Origin of the sequence: Aquimarina amphilecti (genome assembly GCF_900109375.1) — a bacterium.
In the GTDB taxonomy this organism is placed as follows: domain Bacteria; phylum Bacteroidota; class Bacteroidia; order Flavobacteriales; family Flavobacteriaceae; genus Aquimarina; species Aquimarina amphilecti.
The window spans coordinates 594,341-617,440 of the sequence record NZ_FOAB01000003.1 but is presented as its reverse complement, the minus strand read 5'-3'; the positions used below and the strand labels follow the sequence as shown (position 1 = coordinate 617,440).

Genomic DNA, 23,100 nt, shown 5'->3' with positions numbered 1-23,100 from the left:
TTAAGGGTTATTTTTTACGTTTTAACTTTTAAAAAATTATAAGATCTTGTATTTAAAATAAGTTAAGTTATTGTGGAATTGTTTAAAAGATAAAATTTAAAAAGTCACGAAAACTTTATACTTAGTTTTAAGTAACTTTTTTCTTTCTATCCGGTTTGTGATTTGTATTACCAATATATTTTTAGACTTCAGTTAATTATTTGATTCATTATTATTCTCAAGTCAATTATTAAAGATAACGAAGAATAGTAGTATGTATTTGTATCACAATCTTTACATTTTATGAACACGATATTTTGAAGGATGATGAAGATGTAAAAACCCTTCCAGACACATAGTCTATAGGTGTTTTTCTAAAAAAGATTAGAGGTGTAAAATATCTAAATTATAGATATTTTATATAGAGGAATGAATGTTATTTACTAGTAAAAAAATGTAAATCACTTCTTTTTTCTAAAAATAGTTAGTATAGAACCATTTCAGAATATGGTATAATAGTGTGATAACCTTTATTTAAAAAATAATCAATATCAGAAACTGTTCCTGTAGCTAGGATAAAATCTCCGCCCCAGCCACCTAAGCTTTTTATACTTCCAGAGTAATCCGAAAACAAAGTAGATTTTACCGTCGGTGTTTTGATAATTTTAGATATTACTTGTTCGTGTAAATCAATGAGTTTACAGAATTCTTCTAATGAAGAGCAATTTAATAGTGTATTGGTAATTTCTTTAATTTTTCTCGCAGCATCGTCAAACTCTTTAAGCGGTAAGGACTGATAATGTTTGATAGATTGTTTGCTATCTTGTTTTCTATTAAGATATATGAAGAATAATTTATTTTTGAATAAGGGATCAAATTCCGCTTTATCGATTATCGGTTTATCTTCTTTACGTGTGTAAAATATAGGAGTTTTATGTTGCGCACTGGCAATATCATAACCACTTCCTCCAAAACTTTCTTTTAGTAAAGTGAAAGCATTAACATCTGCCCATTGAGCGATGTTATTAATAAGTGTGGAAGAAGAGCCTAATCCCCATTCGCGATTAAATTCTAAACGAGTTTCTACAATGTATCCCTTTTCATACGAAAGAAAATCTGAGTTTAAATCCTTAGCTACCTTTAGTATTTCTAAAAGTGTTTCAGAAATACCTATACCCTCTTCATCGGTTAAGAAGGGTGTATTAGAGGAATTAACTTCTGATATGGTTAAAGGGAGTTTAATAATTGTTTCGAACCAGCAATTATTATCTTTATCAAGACTTTTCCACAAGATATGTCCAGAGTCATTTTCTTCTACTGTTAACCATTGGCCTTTTTTAGTTGGTAGGGCAAGTGCCTTAACACCATCCAGAACAAGATATTCAGAAGTAAGGAGAAGTTTGCCGTGGCTATAAAATGATTTTTTCAACATATGAGTTTATCTTAACCAAAAACAAATGTACTTTTTTACAACATTTAATAAATAAGAATACGATAAATATATTTATTATAACTGTATTGAATACAGTTTTCCTTTGCTTATAAAAAAATTAGAGACTGTTTAAGTAGCCATAGCTAATAAGTTCACTAGGATCCTTTATTAGTGTAGAAGTAGTGTTATTTAGTAGGTATATATCATCTGATATGTCGAGAATTTGACGATACATATGATCAGTTAGAATGATAACTTTATTTTTCTTTTCCTGCGAAATAAGTTTTATAAAGGTTTCTATATATAGCGGAGCTATATTAGAAAAGGGTTCGTCTAGTAATACAACTTCTCCTGGACTCATTAACATGAGATAGGTTTCTACGACTCTTTTCTCACCTCCTGAAAGATCATATATTTTTGGGTTATTATACTTTTGGAAAGTATGGAATATACTTATAAAAGATTGCCACCTAAGATCGAATAACTTAAAAACCTTTTCAAGTGAAATGTTTTTTGGGATTGTATCTTTTTGGGATAAATACTTTATTTTTCCGGAAAGATAAAGAGGTTTTTTTTTATTTTTTTTATCAATACGAATCAGTTTATTTTGGGGTTTTAAGTGTCCAAATATTATTTTCAATAAGCTGCTTTTACCCGAGCCATTTCTTCCTAATATTCCTGTAACTCTTCCTTTTTCAGCTTTGATATAGACTCCATTTAAAATGAATTTATTGTCGTATGATAATTCTATGTTGTCAATTTCTAAGATCATCTTATAACGTATTGAAATGTATAAAATGTGATGACAGAAGTTATACAATCGCATAAGAATCCAAATAAAAAAAGATGCCTGTTATGCAGCCCTAAGTTTTCATAAAACAGGAATCGATCTGTAAAGGAGACCTCCATATTAGTATAAGTAGCTAACTTATGCCAAGCTTTTAGCCCTAAGAAATAAATCAGTTTTATTAGAATTATAAAAGATAGATTAGTGCTTTTTTCTCTAAATAAAAGTAACAGTGTAATAAAGGTGAGTATATAAAAATGTTTTTTGTAGAATAGAAAAAGTAGATATAATTTTGTCGACATAACTAAAATTGAAAAGTGTTATTTAACTATTGGAAGGTATTTATTGGTAATACCAAACCTAATAACAAGTTTTAATAATAAACGGTTAAATTGTCTTAGTATGACAGACTATTATAAAATAAGAAAATTAATAAGAGGCTTAATTTCTCAGTTTTTCGATTTGTAGTACCACTTCACTATGCGTTACTGTATTAGTCTTAAAGTGTTCAACTAACTTTTGTTTTTCTTCATTAGTAGCTTGAAACTGATTAAGAATGTTCATTAAATGCATTTTCATATGCCCTTGCTGAATTCCTGTGGTAATAAGAGAATTAATCGCAGCAAAATTTTGAGCAAGTCCAGCAACCGCTGTAATTTCCATAAGCTTTTTTGCATCCGGGCTTCCTAGTAAATTTAAAGCCAATTTTACTAAAGGGTGTAGTGTAGTTAAACCTCCAACTGTTCCAAGAGCTAATGGTAATTGTATCGAAAAATGAAATATATTATTTTCAATTTTCGCTTCAGTTAGGCTGGTGTATTTACCATCTTTTGAAGCATAAGCGTGCGCTCCAGCTTCAATAGCCCTAAAGTCATTTCCTGTAGCTAATACAACGGCATCAATACCATTCATAATTCCTTTGTTGTGTGTTACAGCTCGGTAGGGTTCTATTTCTGCTATTTGTACAGCTCTTACAAATTTTTGTGCGTACTGCAAAGGAGTTAGGTTGTCTTTGCTTGGTAGATCATCAATAGCACAAGAAACAGAAGCTCTAACTAAGCATTCAGGAACGTAGTTAGAAAGAATACTCATAATAATTTCTATAGTTTTTTCAGATTCAGAAAATTTGATGTATGCGGCAGCCGCCTTGGTCAAAAAATCAGCAAACTGTTCCAAACAAGAGTTTATGAAATTGGCTCCCATAGCATCAACAGTACTAAAAGTACAATGAAGTTGATAGTAGTTTTCGATTTCTAATGATTTATCCCTAAGTTCAATATCAATGATTCCACCACCTCGCTTTTCCATATTTTTAGTGATATGAGAAGCTGAGGAAATAAGATCAGACTTTATGTTTTTAAAGAATATATTTAACTTTTCAATATCTCCAGAAAATGTAAAATGTACCTGTCCGACTTTTGTGGTAGACAATACTTGGGCGTTAAAACCGCCTCTGCTTTGCCAAAATTTAGCCGCTTTACTTGCGGCAGCAACTACAGAACTTTCTTCTATAGCCATTGGGATGGTAAAACGTTTGTTGTTAATTAAAAAATTTGGTGCTACGGAAAAAGGTAAATAATAATTGGATATGGTATTTTCAGTAAACTCATCGTGTAATTGCTGAAGTTTTTCATCAGAATTCCAATAAGTTTTAATAATATCGATCGTGTTTTTGTCATTGTTAAAATGATGTTTAACTAACCAATTTATTTTTTCGTCTTTAGAAAGCTTAGAGAAGCCAGAAACTACTGGAGCCATATTGTTTTTTTACTATAAGGGCTCAAAGATACTATTCTGTTTTGTTTCAAACGATTTTTATGAATTCATAAATATCATTTCGTACTATTTTAGAAGTATGTTATTCTGTCAATTCATATGATTTTATTAATGATATGGTAATAAATATTGGTTTCTCGTATTCCATTTTATGGTATTTAACGTCAATTGTTGTATTTTTCACGGATTTTTTAGTATTCTTGGCGCTAACATTTTTTTATTGAATTTAAGATATGAAGATTACCCGATTGTTTTTTGGAATAGCATTTTTTATAAGTTTTGTTACTATAGCTCAGGACAAAGCATTTACCTTAGAAGAGATATGGGGAGGAGCGTTTAGAACAGAAAGATTGCAATCTTTACATTCTATGAATAATGGGACACAGTATTCAGTTTTAGAACGAGATAATACATCTGGTGAAACTTCTATAGAGATATATGATTATGCTACTGGAGAAAAGGCAAAAACATTAATTAAGTCTTCTTTTATAGATGACCTGAAGTATTTTCAAGGTTATGAATTTAGTAAAGATGAGAAGAGAGTGCTACTTGCTAGTGAATTAGAACAGATTTTTCGTCGATCTTCAAGAGGGATTTATCATTTGTTTGATGTTGCTTCCAATAGCAGTTTTAAGATTAGTGATAAAAAAATACAGTCACCAGCTTTATCACCAGATGGAAACAAAATAGCGTATGTACTGGATAACAATATATATGTTTTGAATTTTGTAACTGGAGAAGAGATTCAGTTAACAGATGACGGAAAAAAGAATGAGATTATTAATGGTATTACTGATTGGGTTTATGAAGAAGAATTTGCCTTTGTAAGAGCTTTTGATTGGAGTTCTGATAGTAATAAAGTGGCATTTATAAGATTTGATGAAAAAGAAGTTCCTGAATTTTCCATGGATGTATATGGTGCAGAATTATATCAAAAACAGGATGTGTTTAAATATCCTAAAGCCGGAGAAAAGAATGCGAAAGTTTCATTACACATAGCAGATTTGACAAGCATGTCTTTAGATGAGATAAAACTAGGAGAATATAAAGATTTTTATATTCCTAGAATCAAATGGTCATCAAATCCAGATATTTTGAGTGTGCAGGTATTAAACAGACATCAAAATAATCTGGATTTAATTTTTGTAGATGCAAAGACGAAAGCTCCAAAAATTGTGCTTAATGAGAAGGATGAAGCTTATATTGATATTACTGATAATCTTACTTTTTTAGAAGATAATAGTTTTATTTGGACTAGTGAAAAAGATGGGTTTAACCACATATATCATTACAAAGAAACTGGAGAGTTAATCAATCAAATAACTACAGGTTTGTGGGAAGTAACTAATTATTATGGATATGATGCTAAAACAAAAACTATCTTCTATCAAAGTGTAGAGAATAAAAGTGTTAATAGAGATATTTACGCTGTAGGTTTAGATGGAAAGAATAAGAAGAGATTAAGTAAGAAAGAAGGAACCAATGATGCAGATTTCAGTGCGGATTTTAGTCAATATATCAATTACTTTTCTAATGCAGCTACGCCCTACGAGTTTACTTTAAATAGCGGATCGACTGGAGAAGTTATAAGAGAAATCAAGAATAATAAAGAGTTACAAGATAAATTATCTCAATATGACGTAAGACCAAAGGAGTTTTCTACCATTGATATTAATGGAGAAACGCTAAATATGTGGATGATTAAACCTAAGGATTTTGATCCTGCTAAGAAATATCCATTATTTATGTTTCAGTATTCTGGACCTGGGTCACAATCAGTGAGTAATTCTTGGAATAGGAGTAATGACTATTGGTATATGATGTTAGCACAACAAGGATACATTGTTGTTTGTGTAGATGGAAGAGGTACAGGTTTTAAAGGAGCTAAGTTTAAAAAAGTTACTCAAAATGATTTAGGGAATTTAGAAGTTCAAGATCAGGTAGCTGCGGCAAAACAACTAGGAGCTTTAGATTATATCGATGCTTCTAGAATTGGTATTTGGGGATGGAGTTATGGAGGTTTTATGTCTAGTAACTGTTTGTTTAAAGCACCAGATACTTTTAAGATGGGTATTGCAGTAGCTCCTGTTACTAGTTGGAGATTTTATGATACGATCTATACGGAACGATATTTGATGACTCCACAGGAGAATGCAAAGGGATATGATGATAATTCTCCTATCAATTTTGTAGATGGATTAAAAGGTAAATTTTTACTAGTACACGGTAGTGCAGATGATAATGTACATGTGCAGAATACGATGCGTTTGATTGAAGCGTTAGTGCAGAAAAACAAGGATTTTGATTGGGCTATTTATCCAGATAAGAATCATGGAATTTATGGAGGTAATACTAGATTACATCTATATAATAAAATGACCAATTTTATTAAAGCGAACTTATAATCATTAAACAACTCATTTAATTAAACTAACATAATGACAAATACAGTAAAAGCAGCTCATCAAAAAGAGCTTTTTGGGCATCCGGTAGGATTATATATTTTATTTTTTACAGAAATGTGGGAGCGTTTCTCTTATTATGGAATGAGAGCAATCTTCGTATTATATCTTACAGCTAAAACAATTGATGAAAATGCAGGGTTAGGGTGGTCATCTGGAGAAGCACTAGCGCTATATGGATGGTATACAATGGCAGTATACGTAGCTTCAATTCCAGGAGGATGGATTGCTGATAAGTTTTTAGGTCAAAAAAAATCTGTTTTAATTGGTGGAATTTTGTTAGTTGCTGGACATAGTATTTTGGCAATAGAAGAAATGTGGGCTTGGTATTCTGGGTTAGGTTTAATTGTAGCTGGAGTTGGAATGTTAAAGCCAAATATTTCTACAATGGTAGGAGGTCTTTATAAGCAAGGAGATATAAGAAGAGATAAAGGTTTTACGATTTTTTATATTGGAATTAACCTAGGAGCATTTTTATCCAGTATCATTGTTGGATATGTTGGGGAAGTACATGGATGGCATTATGGATTTGGACTAGCTGGTATTGGAATGGCTTTGGGACTTTTACAATATTTGCTTGGTCAAAAGTATCTTAAAAGTGTTGGTAATTTTTTAGGAACTTCTGAAGATGCGAAGGATAAAGAAGCTATGAAAAAACCACTTACGAGCATAGAAAAAGACAGAATTGTTGTACTTCTTATTTCTTTTTTATTAGTTATCGTTTTTTGGGGAGCTTTTGAACAAGCTGGTGGATTAATGAATCTTTATGCAAGTGGTAAGACAGATAGAATGTTTATGGGATATGAAGTTCCTGCATCATGGTTTCAGTCTTTAAATGCAATGTTTATTATCTTTCTAGGTACATTGGTTGCCTGGTATTGGGCAAATAGAAAATTAAAAGGGAAAGTATCTAGTTCTTTGTTCAAAATGATCATAGGACTAATTATTATGGGAACGGGTTTCTTCTTTATGACGGCGGCTTCTATGGAGTTTGAATCTAATGGTTCTTCTGCTATGTACTGGTTAGTGTTGGCATATTTGTTTCATACAATTGGAGAGCTTTGTATATCTCCTGTAGCTTTATCGTTTATAACAAAATTGGCTCCTGTTAAGTATGGAGCATTAATGATGGGGGTTTACTTTGCAATGACTGGTTTTGGTAATAAATTAGCAGGGTTGTTAGGGGAATCTGCGGAAAGTTTAGGAGAATTTACAATATTTACTGGTATAGCAGTTTTTTGTGTGGTGTTTGGACTTTTAGTAATGTTATTTAGAAAAAAATTAGAAGTATTGACTCATGGTGTTGAGGATAAAGAAGGTACAATTCATGAAGAAGCTGAAGGTTATGAGTTAGCAGATAATTAAAATTTTATCTAAAAATATGAATACTGATATAGAAAATTTATTTAAGGATAAGGTTTTAGGACATCCATCGGGGCTTTTTGTTCTTTTCTTTACGGAAATGTGGGAACGCTTTTCGTTCTATGGGATGAGAATTCTCTTAGTTATATTTCTTACTCAACCCTTGTTTGGAGAAAATCCGGGTTGGGCTAATTGGCCTCGAGAGCATGCCTTAGCTTTATTCGGTACCTATGCCTCTCTATTATATCTTACACCTATTTTGGGAGGATATATTGCAGATAAAATTACAGGGTATAGATGGGCTGTTACTATTGGTTGTTTGGTAATGACACTTGGGCATGTTTCTATGGCATTTGAGACAGAAACTACTTTATATATTGGATTAGGATTACTAGTAATAGGAACTGGTTTGTTTAAACCTAACATTACATCTATCATTTCTGAAATGTATAAAGGTAATGATTCAAAGAAGGATGGTGCTTATACCATATTTTATATGGGTGTTAATGCAGGTGCTTTTTTTGGTATCATGCTTTGTGGATATTTAGGAGAAAATTTTAGTTGGGCTTGGGGTTTTGGATTAGCTGGAATTTTTATGTTTCTTGGAATGATTCAATTCTGGTTAGCAAACCCATTATTTGGAGAGATAGGAGCAAAGCCAAATAAAGAATTAAAAAAAGAAGTGATTTTAGAAAAAGGAGATAAGCTTAATCCTTTTACTATTGTAGATAAAATTTTAATTGTAATAAGTGCAACTATAGGATTAACTTGGCTGATTAATGACCCTATGTCCAAAATAGGAGGTGTTAATTTGTTTGATTTTACTTTAGGTAATTATGAAGGCCCAACTATAGTAATCATTTTTGGGGTATTGTTGTTTTTGTTTTTAATTATCTCTAGAATTATTAGATACAGTACTATAGTCAGGGACAAGATGATAGCTGTGGCAATTTTTGCTTTCTTTACTGTATTCTTTTGGGCAGCATTTGAACAAGCAGCTGGATCATTGAATATTTTTGCTCGTGATTATACAGCAAGAGACTTATCGGGCTCTGCTGCGTTGATTTTTAAAAGTATAGATGCTATTTTAACTGTAGTTCCTTTAATAATTATTTCCTGGGTTTTATATTTATTATTTAAGAAGACATTTTCTAAAATTGGAGTGTCTAATGTAGTACTGTCTATCTCTTTTGTAATTATTTGGGGAATAGTAATTTGGAAGTTAAATAATGAGTTCAGTAAGGACACCACAGAAGTGGGTGCAACTTGGTTTGGAATTTTGAATTCATTCTTTATTATAGCACTAGCACCCTTATTTTCTCGATGGTGGGAAAGTAAATATAACCCTAGTGCAGCTTTTAAATATGGTTTTGGACTTGGATTATTAGGTTTTGGTTTTGCATTGCTTGCTTATGGATCATCAGGAATTCCACAAGGGGCTCAGACAGCTTCAGTTAGTATGATTTGGTTGATCTTGGCATATCTTTTCCATACATTAGGAGAGTTATGTTTATCACCAGTTGGGTTATCTTATCTAAGTAAGTTGGTTCCTGGTAGAATGATTGCTTTTATGTTTGGTATTTGGTATTTGGCAATAGCAATCGGCCAGAAAGCTGCTGGAACTTTGGGAGGAATGATTGATGAGGTTACAGCTAATTATAATTTATCAACTTTTTTTCTCATATTTACAATAGTCCCTATTGTTGCTGGAGCTTTAATAATGATATTAAATCCATTACTTAAGAAGTTAATGCACGGAATTCGTTAATACTAAAATATTACTTTCCCCGTTACCCAAAACGGAGGAAAGTTTTTAATAAGGAACAGTTTTTGTTTCGACTAATATGTAAATACAAATTTTGAACAAATGAAAAACCTACTTTTACTATTCGGACTTTTGCTTGTTTTGCAATCCCATGCGCAAGAGATCAATTGGATGTCAATGAATGAAGCATTGGAGGCGCAAAAGAAAACGCCAAAGAAGATTTTTATGGATGTGTATACCGATTGGTGTGGTCCGTGTAAATTACTGGATAAAAAGACTTTTCATAATAAAGATGTAGTTGAGTATGTAAATACTAATTATTATGCTGTGAAGTTTAATGGGGAAGGTACTGAAGAAATAAAGTATAATGATTTTACCTATACTAATCCTAACCATAATCCTGATAGAAAAGGTAGAAATAGTCAACATTTTTTTGCTAATGCTTTAAAAATAAGTGGATATCCTAGTATCGTTTTTTTTGATGAGGAAGGCAATTTAATTGCTCCAGTAGTGGGATATAAAACTCCGCAACAGCTGGAAATTTATTTAAAGATGATTCATACTAATGATTATAAAAAACTAACAAATGCAGATGCTTGGCAACAATATGAGCAATCTTTTGTGAGCACATTTAGTAATTAAAGTAAATAGTTTAATCCTTTACAAAAACCTCTTATCATTTTTTGATAAGAGGTTTTTTTTGATTGTAGGCTTTTGGTTCTGAGAGTTGTAATATTTGATTTGAAATTTTTATATGTATAGAGGTAACATAAGGTGCTTTTTTGACACATATAAGAACAAATAAAAGTAAATATTATAAAATGAGAAAAATCATATTCAGTCTTGTTGTTTTATGTACCGTAGCTAATAATGGGATGGCGCAGGAAATAAGTTTAATTGGTAGATTAAACGGAAGTATTGGGTTTAATTATGAAACCATAGATTATAGTGGAGGAAACCTAGCATATAGTCCTGGTGGGGGAATGGGATTTGAAGTTGGTGCTGAATATAGTTTTTTTAAGGGTTTATCTGGCTATGGAACATTAGGCTATCAGTATAATTTAGCATTCCAATTACAAAGTGGAACAGAAGGCTCTAATAAAAGTTCTGTCACTTTTAGTCGAACGTTTTTTACCTTTGGTATAAATAAGTTTTTTAAATTATCGGATAATACATTACAAGGAATAGTAATTGGTGTTGGTGGTAATTATAACATTCCTGGGAAATTAAAAATCACCGAAAACGATTTCTCTGCTGATCCAATTGAATATGAATCTAATATAGGCTTTCATATAGATGCCAAACTTAGGCTGAAATTATCGAATGCACTTTTTCTAGAACCAGGTATTAGATATAGGCAGTTAGAGTTGGATGCAGAATCATTTGGTTCTAATACTATAGCTGCTTTACCTTCTCATTTAAGAGTATTAAATACTTCAGGTATTGAAATCGCTGTATCTATCGTTAAAAAAATGTAGAATACAGTTTTAAATTAAATAGTTCAGATTCCCTTTTGTCTTAATGATGAAAGGGAATTTTTGGTTAGGATTTAAAATAAATTAATGAAATTATATTTTAAAAACCATTAGGAATTATTCCTAATTTTGTATCTTTGTTTTGGAATTATTCCTATTTATAGATTCGTTAAACTTCATTAAAAGAATCTTAAAAGTGCAATCTTGGAGTGTGTTTTGTTATTATAAAATAAAATATACTATATGCATAACATCAGTACCTAATTTTAAACTATACCTTATGAGTGGTATTAAGTATGAAATACAAAATAGGAGACTTAGATCCTATAAGCACACATTTGATTATAACTTTTGTAAGCAAAAGTATAATGAGTATGCGATGATGGAATTAGAAGAGTTTAAAAAATGCCTTAAGAAACCTGATAGATTAGGTGAGATAGGGCATTTGTGTAGCTTCATTCTTTGGGTAAAGAATAAAGAACAAGATGAATATAGAGATTGTTTAGGAGATTACGGATTGATTCATTTATTATTTCATTGCTTAGAGAGTAAGCACAATGCTGATATTCATGCAGAGTATATACATATGCTTTTTAAAGAGGATATCAAGCTATCTTAATAAGAAAAACAAAAACTGAAAGTTTTTTCTTTCATATGAAACCTTTATAAGTCTCTAAAGTAGTTAAAAAGTGTTAAAATTTATAAAAAAATGTATTTCAACGATGATATATGCATATAATCGTTATATTTGGTCAAAATTGAAATAATTAATAAACCGAATCGTTACATAAGAGTATTTAGAATCTCCCCGATTTTTCGATTTTAAATATTTAAAATAGAGCTTAACCTAATATGAAAAAACGTTCCCTCATTGCCCCTTCAATGTTGCTGTTAATCACATTGCTTTTTCCGCTGATCTCTGCTAAGAAAATAGAGGAAACCAAATTAATTGAAGAATTAAAACCGGCGCAAGCTTCTGCAAACTTTTTTAAAAATCCAATATCAGATAGGCAGAAAGAGTTATTGGTTGATGCTGTAGAGAAATATTTTAATAAAGCATTGAAACAACATAAAATTGTTGGAGCCGGAGTTGGTATTGTGAAATGTGATTCTGTTATCTATTTAGGTGGTTTTGGAAAAAGAAAAGCTTCACGTAAAGATATAATAGATGAAGAGACTATTTTTAGAATAGGCTCTGTTTCTAAAGGTTTTGCAGGAGTACTATCCGGAATATATGTTGAAGAAGGCTTACTTAATTGGGAAGATAAGGTACATGATTACGTCTCCAATTTTGAGTTAGCTAATAAAAAGTGGACAGATAGTGTGACGCTATCACATATTTTATCACATTCTTCTGGTTTACCATATCATAGTTTTACTAATTTAGTTGAAGATGGAATTGCTTTAAATACTATAGCAGGTCAGTTTAAAAGTATTAAAACAATAGCAAAACCTGGTAATATTTATAGTTATCAAAATGCGGTATTTGCTTTAAGCGGAGCGATGATAGAGCAGGTGAGTGGGAAATCATATGGAGAAGCAATCTCAGAAAAGATTTTTGGCCCCCTAAAAATGAATAATGCATCTACAGATCATAATTCATTAAAGACAGCTTCTAATGTCGCAATGCCTCATAGAAAATATGGTAGAGGTTGGAAATCTCTTAAACTAAATCAAAAATACTATAATGCTATCCCTGCTGGAGGTGTAAATGCTAGTGTGGCGGATATGGCTAAGTGGATGCGATTTTTATTGGGACACAATCCTAATGTGATGAGCTCCGATGGATTAAAAAATGTTTTTAATCCCGTGATCAATCTTCCTGGCAAAAGTAAATATTATCAGAGATGGACAAATCATCAAGAATCACAATATGCACACGGATGGCGTATTCATGATTTTAAGAATAAAAAAACTGGTGAATCGAGTAGAATGATTCATCATGGAGGCCACGTAAATAGTTATAGAAGCGAAATTGCCATTTTTCCTCAGGAAGACCTAGGAATAACTATTCTTTTTAATAGTCCAACGAAACTAGCAAGAACTGTTGTGCCAGATATTCATAAAATTGTGAAAGAAGTAATGGATATGCCTGTAGAGGAATTATTAGCAGAAGTATCTGACCTTAAAAATAATTTATAAAAACTATTTAATTCAATATAAAAGCTCCCTTTTTATCTGTCCGATGAAAAGGGATGTTTTGTTTTACACAGTTCTTTTCCCATTGATCAAGATAACTTTTATAATTACTTCCATCCGCAACAATTAGCTTAGGTTTTAGCGTTTGAATCACTCTGTCTAGATGAATTTTTGGAGAATTAGTCAAAATAATAATATCAGGATGTATTTTTTTAATTTGATAGATACTGGAGCTATCAATCACTAAGATTGTTTTCGTTTTGTAATGGTAGATGTTATTCAGTTTTTCAGTGTTGTGAAGTTTTGAATTATTTTCGATTAGATAGTTTTTTAAGAGGTAATTTTTTGCAGTTATTGAAACAGAGTCTTTAGTGAATAATCTTAAATATTGATTTTGTAAAACGCCCAGCGTGGTATTTCGGTAGTTATGGAATACAATAAGTTCTTCTTTAGTAAGATTTAGATGTCGTTCATATATCATAGTTGATAAAAAAAGAACACTGCTTATTAATACGGTAATTATGTTTCTGGAACAAGTTTTCTTGAGTGTGAATATTAGAGAAATAATAAAACTATATCCTGTAATAAGCATTCTGAAGGAAAAGTAAATATTTGTAATTATAAATATTTCTTGTTTAGAAACCCAATACACGATAAAATTCATTGCGTTTATAAAGTTCCCGAATATGAGAGCTATCCAATCGGTTAACAACTGCATTTCTGCTAAGAATATAACAATTATTCCAAACCCTAAAATGATTCCTAAAACTGGAATGATTATAAGATTAGAGATAAAAAATAGCAAAGGAAATTGATGAAAATAAAATAATAGTAGAGGTAATAAACCAAGTTGTGCAGCAATAGTAACAGTAAAAGTCTCCCATAGTTTTGTATCTATGTAAAATCGAGGAGTGTATAATTTGGCTAAAGATGGTTGTATCCAAACAATTGCAAATACTGCTAAGTAACTTAATTGAAATCCAATAGAAAATAATAATAAAGGCCGTACGCATAATAGGGCAAACATGGATACTATTAAGGAATTATAAATGCTAGTTTTTGAACGAATATGCATTCCAATTGCTATAAAAGAAAACATAGTAACTGCTCTAAGAACTGAAGGAGATAAACCGGCAATTACAGCAAAACACCATAGTATTAAAATAATGAATATAGTTTTAGCCACTTTACCATTTTTTCTAAAGTGATTTAACGGCTTTAATATAGAATTTAGAATTAGTAAAAGTATTCCAATATGCAATCCCGAAACGGCTAATATATGTATAGCACCGGCATCACGATAATCGTTAAAAGTATTAGAATCTATGTCTTGTCTTTGTCCTAGAAGTAATGCGTTGATAATTGATAATTGCTTCTTGTTAAAATTATATGAAGCTAGATTTTGATGTATGTCTGTTCTAATAAGGTGTGCAATGCGATATATGGAAAATACATGTAGGTCTGTTGGCTTTAATTGTTCGAACTTTAGATTGATTTTATGAAAAACATATTGTTTGCTTAAAAAGTCCGCGTAATCAAATTGGTTTGGATTTAAGGCAGTAGCTATAGGTTTTAATGTTTCGAAAGTAACATATGAATCCCCAATTGTTAATTTCTGGTTTAAACTATCCTTTGCTATTTGTATTAGTAGTTTTCCTTGAGTTGTTTCTTGATTTATTGATGTGATGTTGACAATGTATTTTTCATAATATGTACTCGGTTTTAGTCTTTCTTTTATATGAAAACTAATTACATTAGGGTTTTTGTCGTTTTTGATTAAATTAGTGTAATAATTAGAATTGTGTTTTGGGTTATTAATCTTTACAATGGTAATTCCAAAAAAGGTAAAAGTCATAATAACCAATACACTAAATCCAACAGTACTTTTAAATATTTTTTTAGCATACCACCAAGAAACAAGAAGACCTGTTATGGCAATTATTTGATAGGTAAGAACCAATTTTAGCTCTATTTCACTATAGTAGCCAATGATTATTCCTGTGATTAGGGAAAGAGTTAAAACTAGAAAAGGGATATTAAGTAATTTATGCACCTATTAAAAATTAGTTAATAGGTTATTTAAAGACCTATAACTAATCGTGTCTCATAAACTTAATATGTTACCTGTAGATTTTTATTTTCTTGGGTTTAAATGTTTTTTTGATAAAAGAAATGTTAGTTAATGTCTAATCAATTAAAAGCAATGTTTAAGAGTCTTTAGAAAGAAGAGAGTAAATGTGATTAAAGGAGTAAAGTGATTATTTCTTTATTCGATTTCTTCTCCTAATGGTTCCAGAAAGTTCTCTCTTTTTATCTTTAATAGTAACTTTACCAGTATCTACTTTTACAGTATAGTCAGGATGTGGTCCATGTGGGTCTACATCTAAAAGGATATGTAGTTTTGAATTAGAAGTAGGACCAAAATTATAGGTCTCCTGATACCCTTCATGTGTTAATGCATCTATTCGTTTTCCATCGTGACGAATAATCATTTCAAATTCACCACCTATGCCAGTTTGCTTATCAGGACGTAAAAATTTTCTACTATATGGTTTCATTCCTATCAAACTTCCAAAATAACTGGATTTTGGTGTATGAAACCAGTTTTTGAATCTTGGGGCTTCTTCCCAAATATATCCCTTATTGTCTCGAAATTTATTACCCATATAATGGGTTAACGTAGTAATTTCTTTTTTTACATTAAAAAGATTTCTATTAAGATGATAATAGGTGAACTGATCTTCATCAAATTCCTGACCATTTACTTTAGCATCTATAACTTTTTTAACTTCTAAAGGATCTAGAGAATATTCCATTATGAAAAAATGATTTTAGTATACTAATTTAAAATATTTAAGGGAATTTATGATCAATAAAATAAAAAAGTATTGAAAATTAAAGAATTAAGATTATAAAATTCTTCGAACTCCAGCAAAACAATTGTTCCAATACCTTTCATCTAAACTTGATATAGTAACTCCTTTAGAGGTAGAAGCATGGATGAATTCTACTCGATTCCCAGTTTTTACTACTAAACCTACATGGTTGATTGCATTTTTATTTTTGTTAGTTCTAAAAAATAAAAGATCACCTACCGTAACATTTTTTAAAGATATTTTTTTTCCTTGCACAGACATAGCTTTAGAAGTCCTTGGGAGGACAACCTCTTCCTTTTTAAATGATGTGTAAACTAACCCAGAGCAATCCATTCCTTTTTTTGTAGTACCTCCATATTTATATCGTGTACCTTCAAAAGTTTTTGCATAATTGATGATGCTGGTTATTTTTTTGTTTTTGGGTGTTGCTCTTTTAGTTTTTGATGTTTTTGCGGTCTTTCTCGAAACAGTACTTCTTTTTTTAGCACCTCCGCAAGAGGCTAAAGTAATGGATAGTATCAGTAAAAAATAAAATAGTTTATTCATTGGGGATCTTTTATTTTACAGTTTCTACAATTAGATTGGCAGTTTTGTCACTGGCTCCTTTTCCACCAAGTTTCTTTTCTAGATCATAATATTCTAAAAACATTACTGCTCTCTTATAGTCATCTAATATTTTTATTAGCTCTTCTTTTAGTTGTTTCGTATTAAAATCACCTTGGATTAGTTCTTTAACCACAGGCTTATCCATTATTAAATTCACTAAAGAAATATATTCTAAATTGATAATTTTTTTAGCAATATGATATGAAATAGTATTTCCTTTATAACATACTACTTGTGGAACTTTAAATAATGCAGTTTCTAACGTTGCAGTTCCTGAAGTAACTAAAGCTGCGTTGCTTAAGCTTAAAATATCATAAGTACGATTCATTATTAAATGTACTCCTTCTTTTTTTATAAAGGGCTCATAAAATTTTTCATCTTGACTAGGAGCGCCAGCAATTACAAATTGATAGGATGGAAAATCATCAACTACGCTAAGCATCACTTCTAACATTTTTGTGATCTCTTGCTTTCTACTTCCTGGTAATATCGCTATAATCGGTCGCTCATCTAGCTGGTATTGTTTTTTGAAATTATCGGGGATTACTTGATTGTGATCGGCAATAGCATCGATAAGTGGGTGTCCAACAAAATTCACCTCATAGTTATATTTTTTATAAAAATCAGAAACAAATGGAAGTATAACGTACATATGGTCCACATTGGCTTTAATAGTTTTTACTCTTCCAGCTCGTGATGCCCATACTTGAGGGCTTATATAATAATGTGTGATATAGCCTTTTGGTTTAGCCCATTCGGCGATGCGTAGATTAAAACCGGAGTTGTCTATTAAAACAAGTGCATCTGGATTGTATTGTTCAATGTCTTTTTTACATTGTTTTATAAAACCTAAAATTTTAAATAGGTTCATAATCACTTCAAAAAAACCCATAAAGGCTCTTTCTTTATAATGTAGAACCATGGTACCACCTACTGATTGCATTAAATCTCCTCCCCAAAACCTAAATTCTGCATTGGGATCTTCTTTAAGAATAGATTTCATAAGGTTAGCACCGTGTAAATCTCCTGATGCTTCTCCTGCAATAAGATAATATTTCATTTTTATATACTTTCGTCGTGTATTAACTAAACTTACTAATTGCAATACTCACTGCTGCAATTAAGGTAGCAAGAAGCACGCCACGTGCTCTATATGGTTTGTTTTGTTTTAAAAATAGAAAGAAAATGATAAGATTTAGGATAGCCCCTAAAGCAATCAAACTTCCTAAAAAATTGTTTTGTTGCGCAGCTTTTAAGGTTTCTGCAATGCTTAATTCAGAAAAGAGTAATATATACAAAACGATTCCAATAGCATTGGCAAATATTCCGGTAAAAAAACCTAATAGAATTTCTTTTTTAATCATGTAACGACCAGTTGTTTAATTCTTGTATAAAATGGTGTGCGGTGAGATCAAATTTCGTGGGTACAATTGATATATATCCATTGTGCAGAGCCCACTCGTCTGTGTCTTCTCCTTTGTCTTCATTAATAAATTTTCCAGAAAGCCAATAATAATCTCTTCCCATTGGATTCGTTCTTTTATCAAACTCTTCTACCCAATGCGCATTGGCTTGTCTGCATATTTTGATACCTTTTATGTTCTTTTCTTCTAATTTCGGGATATTGACATTCAGTACAATACCTTTTGGTAATCCGTTTTTAAGTACATTTTTTACTATATTTTTTATGAATTTTTTAGAAGGGCCAAAATTTGCATTCATACTATAGTCAAGTAAAGAAAATCCTATGGCAGGAATTCCTTCAATTCCTGCTTCTACTGCAGCACTCATAGTGCCAGAATAAATAACATTAATTGCAGAGTTAGAACCATGATTGATTCCACTTACACATAAGTCTGGTTTTCTGTCCAGAATTTGCCTTGTTGCCATTTTGACGCAATCAACTGGCGTTCCAGAACAACTATATTCCTTTTGCGGTGCTTCTTTGTCAATAGTAATAGGATCACAATACAAAGTGTTGTTTATTGTAATTGCGTGACCCATAGCGCTCTGAGGGCTATCTGGAGCAACAACGAATACATCGCCAATTTCATTCATTATGCTGATTAAAGTTCGGATTCCTGGAGCTGTTATGCCATCATCGTTGGTTACTAAAATCAAAGGTTTTCTTTGCGGCATTGGATTATTTTTTTCACTGGTAAAAATACATTTTTTTTATTCTAAATATATTATTAGTAATCAGTAGTGTACATTATTAGTTCTTTTAAGAAAAATTTAGTAATATTACCTATTATTGGCACGATTTTTAATGTATTTTGCCTGAACACCCCTAAATTAAAAATGAGCGTATGAAAAAGAGTTTTTTGGTATTGATGCTTACCGTAATTGTATCAGCTGCTTCGTGTAGCTTTACAACAAAAATTGATAATGATCCTGATAAAGATCGAATATTGATTGATCTTATCAGTTATGTGTTAAGTAAGGGTCATTACGATGCAAAGGATATTAATGATGATTTCTCAAAGAATGTTTTTGTTGATTATATTGATGCTTTAGATCCATTAAAGCGATATTTTTATGAGAGTGATATTGAAGAATTTAAAAAGTTCGAAACTTTAATTGACGATCAGATCAGAGATAAGGAGATTGATTTTTTCAATCTTACTTATGAAAGACTACAACAAAGAATGATCGAAGCTAGATCTTTATACAAAGAAATTTTAGAGCATCCATTTAATTTTGAAAAGGAAGAATCTATCAATACTGATTATGAAAAATTAGCATATGCTAGTGATAAAAACGAAATGAAAAATCGTTGGAGATTACAGCTTAAATTTAATGCTTTATCTAGTTATTATGACAAAGTAGATGAGCAGATAGATTCAATAACAAAAAATAAAGAGTTTAAAAGAAAATCGGCTGTCGTTTTAGAAGAGGAATCTCGAGATATAACAACAACTTCTTTGAAAGAGTATTTTGAGTTTGCGGATGATTTAGAAAGAAAAGATTGGTTTTCTATTTATATAAATTCAATTGTAGAAGAGTTTGATCCACATACCTACTATTTTGCTCCACAAGATAAAGATCGTTTTGATATTGCTATGTCTGGAAAATTAGAAGGAATAGGAGCAAGGCTACAAAAGAAAAATGATAATGTAAAAATCATTGAGATTATTTCTGGAGGTCCAGCTTGGAGAGGTAGTAAGGTTGAAGTCGGAGATTTCATTATGAAGGTAAAACAGGAGGATGAAGTTGAGCCTGTTAGTATTGTAGGGATGAGACTAGATGACGCAGTAAGTCTTATTAAAGGGCCGAAAGGAACTAAAGTGATTCTTACGGTAAAAAAGGTAGATGGAACTATAGAAAATGTTGAAATCGTTAGGGATGTGGTTGAATTAGAAGAAACGTACGCTAAATCTTCGGTTGTTAAGAAAAACGGGAAAAATTTTGGAATTATAAATTTACCTAAGTTCTATTTCAATATGCAGGACTATAACCAACGTAATGCTGCAAAAGATGTAAAACAAGAAATTATTCGTCTAAAGCAAGAAGAGATGGAAGGTCTTGTAATTGACTTAAGAGATAATGGAGGAGGGTCTTTACAAACCGTAGTTGATATTGCAGGATTGTTTATTGATAAGGGACCAATTGTTCAAGTGAGAACGAAAGGAGAGTCTCCAGAAGTTTTAAGCGATAAAGACAGAAATGTTCTATGGGATGGGCCATTGGTTATTTTGGTAAATGAGCTTTCTGCTTCTGCATCAGAAATTTTAGCTGCGGCTATGCAAGATTATAAAAGAGCCATAATTATAGGAAGTAAGCAAACTTATGGAAAAGGAACCGTACAAAACGTAATGGATCTAAATCGATGGATGCGAAGTAATGATTTTGGAGATTTAGGAGCTTTAAAGCTTACTACTCAGAAGTTTTACCGAGTTAATGGTGGGTCTACTCAATTAGAAGGAGTAAAAAGTGATGTCGTTGTTCCGGATCGTTATAGCTATATTGATATAGGAGAAAAGGATCAAGAAAACCCTTTGCCTTGGGATAAAATTCCTGCAGCTGATTATACTTTATGGGATGGTTATATTGATTTTGACCAAACTATAAATAAAAGTAAAGCTCGTATGGCAACGAATGACCAATTAAAATTAATTGAAGAAAATGCTAAATGGGTACGAGAAAAAAGAGATGTTAATGAGTACTCTTTAAACTATGGTAAGTATAAGGCAAATATAGAATTGAATGAAAAACAGGCGGAACGTTTCGATCGTTTGAATGATTATAAAACTAATTTGACTTTTGAATCTTTACCATATGAAAAAGATTTAATGCAGAAGGATTCTATTCTTGAAGAAAAAAGAAATAGATGGCATAAAAGCCTTAGTAAGGATGTATATGTAGAAGAGGCATTAAGTGTTTTAGAAGATATGAAAATTAATAATATTCGTAGATCTAAAAATCCACTTACGTTGAAGAACTAATTTGCTTTAATGCAACAGACTACATCAAATTCACTGACAAAGTTAGCGCTCCAAAGATTTAAGAAAAATTTTTGGGGCGTTTTGAGTTTTTGGTTTATTTTTATTTGTGCACTTGTGGCTATTTTAGCCTATTTATTAGCTCCTGATAGTTCTAAGAATGCAAATCAAATGCATTTATCTATTCATTCTAAAGGGCCGGGGTTTTCTGTAAAAATGCTAACAATTCCATCAGATGGAGTGTCTGATCAATCTTATTTTAATAAAGTTTTCTTTGGTACCAAAAATATGGATACCGAGATTCCTATAGAATCTTATAGCTTTCATAAGGACATTATAAAAGTTGTTCCTTATACGGAAGGGGAACTCATAGGAGTTTCTAAGACCATTGAACTTAGAAGTTTTCCTAAAGGGTTTGGGAAAAATGAAATAGCTCAAAAATTTATTGGTGACAGGACATTTGTTTTAGGGACTGATAAGTATGGTAGAGATATGTTAAGTAGGATGCTAATTGGAATTCGTATTTCTTTTTCGATTGGTTTTGTAGCTGTGCTTATATCCTTAATCTTGGGGATATCTTTAGGAGCTATTGCGGGGTATTTTGGAGGGAAGGTAGATGTCTTTATTATGTGGTTAATTAATGTTACTTGGTCTATTCCTACCTTGCTTTTAGTTATAGCTATCACATTAGCCCTAGGGAAAGGTTTTTGGCAGGTTTTTATTGCTGTTGGACTTACTATGTGGGTAGAAGTCGCTAGAGTCGTTAGAGGGCAAGTTTTGAGTATAAAACAAATGCAGTATGTTACAGCGGCTAAAGCGTTAGGTTATAATCATGTTAGAATAATAATGAAACATGTACTCCCTAATAGTTTAGCACCTGTAATCGTAATTTCTGCAGCTAATTTTGCTGGGGCAATTTTAATAGAAAGTGGATTAAGCTTTTTAGGAATTGGAGCGCAACCTCCAATGGCTAGTTGGGGGGCAATGATTAAAGATCATTACTCCTACATTATTTTAGGAAAGGCATATTTAGCAATCATACCTGGTTTGGGAATTATGAGTTTAGTGATGGCCTTTATGTTAATAGGGAACGCATTGCGAGACGCATTGGACGTGAAGGAGTAATTTACTTATGTTCTATTAGATTGTTTAACGATAGTCATCATAATGATGATGACTCTTCTTGCTGCTAATAGATTTTTGATTGGGTTCTATTATCAAGCATTTAATTTTCTCAAAGAATATTAATGTTAAAAAGAGAAAAGGATTAAATAAATGATTTAATCCTTTTACTAAATTTAAAAATGCTTTAAATTAATTTTTAAAAACATGGTGGTCCTTGAACCCAAGTGTATCCATTGTGATAACAGCAACTCAATGCTGGGTCACAGCGTCTTCTTCTGTTACTCTGATTAGATAATACATAAATACCTCCATTAACATCTTGTTGTTGTTGTTTGGAAAGAATTTTAGCTCCTTCTAATTTTTTGATTTGCTTCATAATTTTTAGGTTTTAAGATTAAATATTAAGTTTTACCAAGCTCCACCACCATTACAGACGTCACCCGAACAGGTGTAATAAGGATCGTTACCCAAAAATGGATATTGTTGGATCCACCATCCTTGGGAGCGAGGGCCACAGCAGAATTGTTCTAATGTTGGAATGTAGCCTCCGGAGATTAATTTTTGTTGTGATTTACTCAGTTTTTGAGTACTGTCAAGTGCTAAAATGTTTTTTAACATAATTCTGGTTATTAAGAGTTAAAATACGGTTACTAACAAGGTGCAATATGCGGATAATTAGGTCCGCAATAACAACCATACCATTGGCAACCACTTCTGGGGCTGCAGTTTTGTTGGTCATTTCCATAACAACTGGTTCCAAATCCAAATCCTCCATTGATTTTGCTTTGAGAGTCTTTGTTAATTTCAGAAACATTGTCAATTCTTGAGATTTTTTTTAACATAATTTTGGTTTTAAGAGTTAAAAAATATTCCC

The 23,100-nt window shown here is 31.4% G+C and carries 20 protein-coding genes; 9 read left to right on the top strand and 11 right to left on the bottom strand.

Annotated features, from left to right (window positions below; genetic code table 11):
• Positions 1-463: 463 nt before the first annotated feature.
• The 3 genes from BMY33_RS10430 to BMY33_RS10420 form a co-directional block, all read right to left on the bottom strand.
• Positions 464-1,411 carry a GYDIA family GHMP kinase gene (locus tag BMY33_RS10430; RefSeq protein WP_091408094.1) on the bottom strand — a complete coding sequence of 316 codons (948 nt, stop codon included), beginning with the start codon at positions 1,409-1,411 and terminating at the stop codon, positions 464-466.
• 118 nt (positions 1,412-1,529) lie between these two features.
• Positions 1,530-2,183 carry an ATP-binding cassette domain-containing protein gene (locus BMY33_RS10425; protein WP_091408092.1) on the bottom strand — a complete coding sequence of 218 codons (654 nt, stop codon included), beginning with the start codon at positions 2,181-2,183 and terminating at the stop codon, positions 1,530-1,532.
• Positions 2,184-2,639: 456 nt separating this feature from the next.
• Positions 2,640-3,956, bottom strand: coding sequence for a hydroxymethylglutaryl-CoA reductase, degradative (locus BMY33_RS10420; RefSeq protein ID WP_091408090.1), 1,317 nt, complete (start codon positions 3,954-3,956; stop codon positions 2,640-2,642).
• Positions 3,957-4,207: 251 nt separating this feature from the next.
• Here BMY33_RS10420 and BMY33_RS10415 point away from each other — a divergent pair, with 251 nt between their 5' ends.
• The 7 genes from BMY33_RS10415 (at position 4,208) to BMY33_RS10385 (ending at position 13,180) form a co-directional block, all read left to right on the top strand.
• Positions 4,208-6,379, top strand: a complete 2,172-nt coding sequence (locus BMY33_RS10415; RefSeq protein ID WP_091408088.1) for a S9 family peptidase — start codon at positions 4,208-4,210, stop codon at positions 6,377-6,379.
• 33 nt (positions 6,380-6,412) lie between these two features.
• On the top strand, positions 6,413-7,801 hold the full coding sequence (locus BMY33_RS10410; RefSeq protein WP_091408087.1) for a peptide MFS transporter: 1,389 nt from the start codon (positions 6,413-6,415) through the stop codon (positions 7,799-7,801).
• A gap of 16 nt (positions 7,802-7,817) precedes the next feature.
• Entirely contained in the window at positions 7,818-9,566 is a 1,749-nt protein-coding gene (locus BMY33_RS10405; protein WP_091408085.1) for a peptide MFS transporter, read from the top strand.
• Between the two features lie 99 nt (positions 9,567-9,665).
• The gene (locus BMY33_RS10400) at positions 9,666-10,205 is read left to right on the top strand and encodes a thioredoxin family protein (protein WP_091408084.1); all 540 of its coding nucleotides are present in this window, start codon (positions 9,666-9,668) and stop codon (positions 10,203-10,205) included.
• A 179-nt stretch (positions 10,206-10,384) separates the two neighbouring features.
• Positions 10,385-11,041, top strand: coding sequence for a hypothetical protein (locus tag BMY33_RS10395; protein WP_091408082.1), 657 nt, complete (start codon positions 10,385-10,387; stop codon positions 11,039-11,041).
• 277 nt (positions 11,042-11,318) lie between these two features.
• Positions 11,319-11,657 (top strand): hypothetical protein, encoded by a 339-nt coding sequence (locus BMY33_RS10390; protein WP_091408080.1) that lies wholly within the window; start codon positions 11,319-11,321, stop codon positions 11,655-11,657.
• 233 nt (positions 11,658-11,890) lie between these two features.
• Positions 11,891-13,180 carry a serine hydrolase domain-containing protein gene (locus tag BMY33_RS10385; RefSeq protein ID WP_091408079.1) on the top strand — a complete coding sequence of 430 codons (1,290 nt, stop codon included), beginning with the start codon at positions 11,891-11,893 and terminating at the stop codon, positions 13,178-13,180.
• Positions 13,181-13,187: 7 nt separating this feature from the next.
• Here BMY33_RS10385 and BMY33_RS10380 read toward each other — a convergent pair whose 3' ends face one another.
• From BMY33_RS10380 to surE, 6 genes are all read right to left on the bottom strand, one after another.
• Positions 13,188-15,230, bottom strand: a complete 2,043-nt coding sequence (locus tag BMY33_RS10380) for a ComEC/Rec2 family competence protein (RefSeq protein WP_091408077.1) — start codon at positions 15,228-15,230, stop codon at positions 13,188-13,190.
• Between the two features lie 205 nt (positions 15,231-15,435).
• On the bottom strand, positions 15,436-15,993 hold the full coding sequence (locus BMY33_RS10375; protein WP_091408076.1) for a hypothetical protein: 558 nt from the start codon (positions 15,991-15,993) through the stop codon (positions 15,436-15,438).
• A gap of 93 nt (positions 15,994-16,086) precedes the next feature.
• Positions 16,087-16,599 carry a C40 family peptidase gene (locus BMY33_RS10370; RefSeq protein WP_091408074.1) on the bottom strand — a complete coding sequence of 171 codons (513 nt, stop codon included), beginning with the start codon at positions 16,597-16,599 and terminating at the stop codon, positions 16,087-16,089.
• 10 nt (positions 16,600-16,609) lie between these two features.
• Entirely contained in the window at positions 16,610-17,719 is a 1,110-nt protein-coding gene (gene lpxB / locus BMY33_RS10365; protein ID WP_091408073.1) for a lipid-A-disaccharide synthase, read from the bottom strand.
• A 22-nt stretch (positions 17,720-17,741) separates the two neighbouring features.
• The gene (locus BMY33_RS10360; protein WP_091408071.1) at positions 17,742-18,023 is read right to left on the bottom strand and encodes a hypothetical protein; all 282 of its coding nucleotides are present in this window, start codon (positions 18,021-18,023) and stop codon (positions 17,742-17,744) included.
• Positions 18,016-18,798, bottom strand: a complete 783-nt coding sequence (gene surE / locus BMY33_RS10355) for a 5'/3'-nucleotidase SurE (RefSeq protein ID WP_091408070.1) — start codon at positions 18,796-18,798, stop codon at positions 18,016-18,018. The genes BMY33_RS10360 and surE overlap by 8 nt, the downstream gene beginning before the upstream one ends.
• 170 nt (positions 18,799-18,968) lie before the next feature.
• On the opposite strand from surE, the gene BMY33_RS10350 reads away from it, so the two are divergent.
• Positions 18,969-21,104, top strand: a complete 2,136-nt coding sequence (locus BMY33_RS10350) for a carboxy terminal-processing peptidase (protein WP_091408068.1) — start codon at positions 18,969-18,971, stop codon at positions 21,102-21,104.
• Between the two features lie 9 nt (positions 21,105-21,113).
• A complete protein-coding gene (locus tag BMY33_RS10345; RefSeq protein WP_091408067.1) occupies positions 21,114-22,226 on the top strand; it encodes an ABC transporter permease in 1,113 nt (370 codons plus the stop codon).
• Positions 22,227-22,422: 196 nt separating this feature from the next.
• Here BMY33_RS10345 and BMY33_RS10340 read toward each other — a convergent pair whose 3' ends face one another.
• Positions 22,423-22,602 carry a hypothetical protein gene (locus tag BMY33_RS10340; protein WP_091408065.1) on the bottom strand — a complete coding sequence of 60 codons (180 nt, stop codon included), beginning with the start codon at positions 22,600-22,602 and terminating at the stop codon, positions 22,423-22,425.
• A gap of 274 nt (positions 22,603-22,876) precedes the next feature.
• A complete protein-coding gene (locus BMY33_RS10330) occupies positions 22,877-23,068 on the bottom strand; it encodes a hypothetical protein (protein ID WP_139195628.1) in 192 nt (63 codons plus the stop codon).
• Positions 23,069-23,100: the final 32 nt, after the last annotated feature.

What these genes read in the sequence shown, in the direction of transcription:
- BMY33_RS10430 (WP_091408094.1), bottom strand. Translation starts at nt 1,411, where the DNA reads ATGTTGAAAAAATCATTTTATAGCCACGGCAAACTTCTCCTTACTTCT.
- BMY33_RS10425 (WP_091408092.1), bottom strand. Translation starts at nt 2,183, where the DNA reads ATGATCTTAGAAATTGACAACATAGAATTATCATACGACAATAAATTC.
- BMY33_RS10420 (WP_091408090.1), bottom strand. Translation starts at nt 3,956, where the DNA reads ATGGCTCCAGTAGTTTCTGGCTTCTCTAAGCTTTCTAAAGACGAAAAA.
- BMY33_RS10415 (WP_091408088.1), top strand. Translation starts at nt 4,208, where the DNA reads ATGAAGATTACCCGATTGTTTTTTGGAATAGCATTTTTTATAAGTTTT.
- BMY33_RS10410 (WP_091408087.1), top strand. Translation starts at nt 6,413, where the DNA reads ATGACAAATACAGTAAAAGCAGCTCATCAAAAAGAGCTTTTTGGGCAT.
- BMY33_RS10405 (WP_091408085.1), top strand. Translation starts at nt 7,818, where the DNA reads ATGAATACTGATATAGAAAATTTATTTAAGGATAAGGTTTTAGGACAT.
- BMY33_RS10400 (WP_091408084.1), top strand. Translation starts at nt 9,666, where the DNA reads ATGAAAAACCTACTTTTACTATTCGGACTTTTGCTTGTTTTGCAATCC.
- BMY33_RS10395 (WP_091408082.1), top strand. Translation starts at nt 10,385, where the DNA reads ATGAGAAAAATCATATTCAGTCTTGTTGTTTTATGTACCGTAGCTAAT.
- BMY33_RS10390 (WP_091408080.1), top strand. Translation starts at nt 11,319, where the DNA reads ATGAGTGGTATTAAGTATGAAATACAAAATAGGAGACTTAGATCCTAT.
- BMY33_RS10385 (WP_091408079.1), top strand. Translation starts at nt 11,891, where the DNA reads ATGAAAAAACGTTCCCTCATTGCCCCTTCAATGTTGCTGTTAATCACA.
- BMY33_RS10375 (WP_091408076.1), bottom strand. Translation starts at nt 15,993, where the DNA reads ATGGAATATTCTCTAGATCCTTTAGAAGTTAAAAAAGTTATAGATGCT.
- BMY33_RS10370 (WP_091408074.1), bottom strand. Translation starts at nt 16,599, where the DNA reads ATGAATAAACTATTTTATTTTTTACTGATACTATCCATTACTTTAGCC.
- lpxB (WP_091408073.1), bottom strand. Translation starts at nt 17,719, where the DNA reads ATGAAATATTATCTTATTGCAGGAGAAGCATCAGGAGATTTACACGGT.
- BMY33_RS10360 (WP_091408071.1), bottom strand. Translation starts at nt 18,023, where the DNA reads ATGATTAAAAAAGAAATTCTATTAGGTTTTTTTACCGGAATATTTGCC.
- surE (WP_091408070.1), bottom strand. Translation starts at nt 18,798, where the DNA reads ATGCCGCAAAGAAAACCTTTGATTTTAGTAACCAACGATGATGGCATA.
- BMY33_RS10350 (WP_091408068.1), top strand. Translation starts at nt 18,969, where the DNA reads ATGAAAAAGAGTTTTTTGGTATTGATGCTTACCGTAATTGTATCAGCT.
- BMY33_RS10345 (WP_091408067.1), top strand. Translation starts at nt 21,114, where the DNA reads ATGCAACAGACTACATCAAATTCACTGACAAAGTTAGCGCTCCAAAGA.
- BMY33_RS10340 (WP_091408065.1), bottom strand. Translation starts at nt 22,602, where the DNA reads ATGAAGCAAATCAAAAAATTAGAAGGAGCTAAAATTCTTTCCAAACAA.
- BMY33_RS10330 (WP_139195628.1), bottom strand. Translation starts at nt 23,068, where the DNA reads ATGTTAAAAAAAATCTCAAGAATTGACAATGTTTCTGAAATTAACAAA.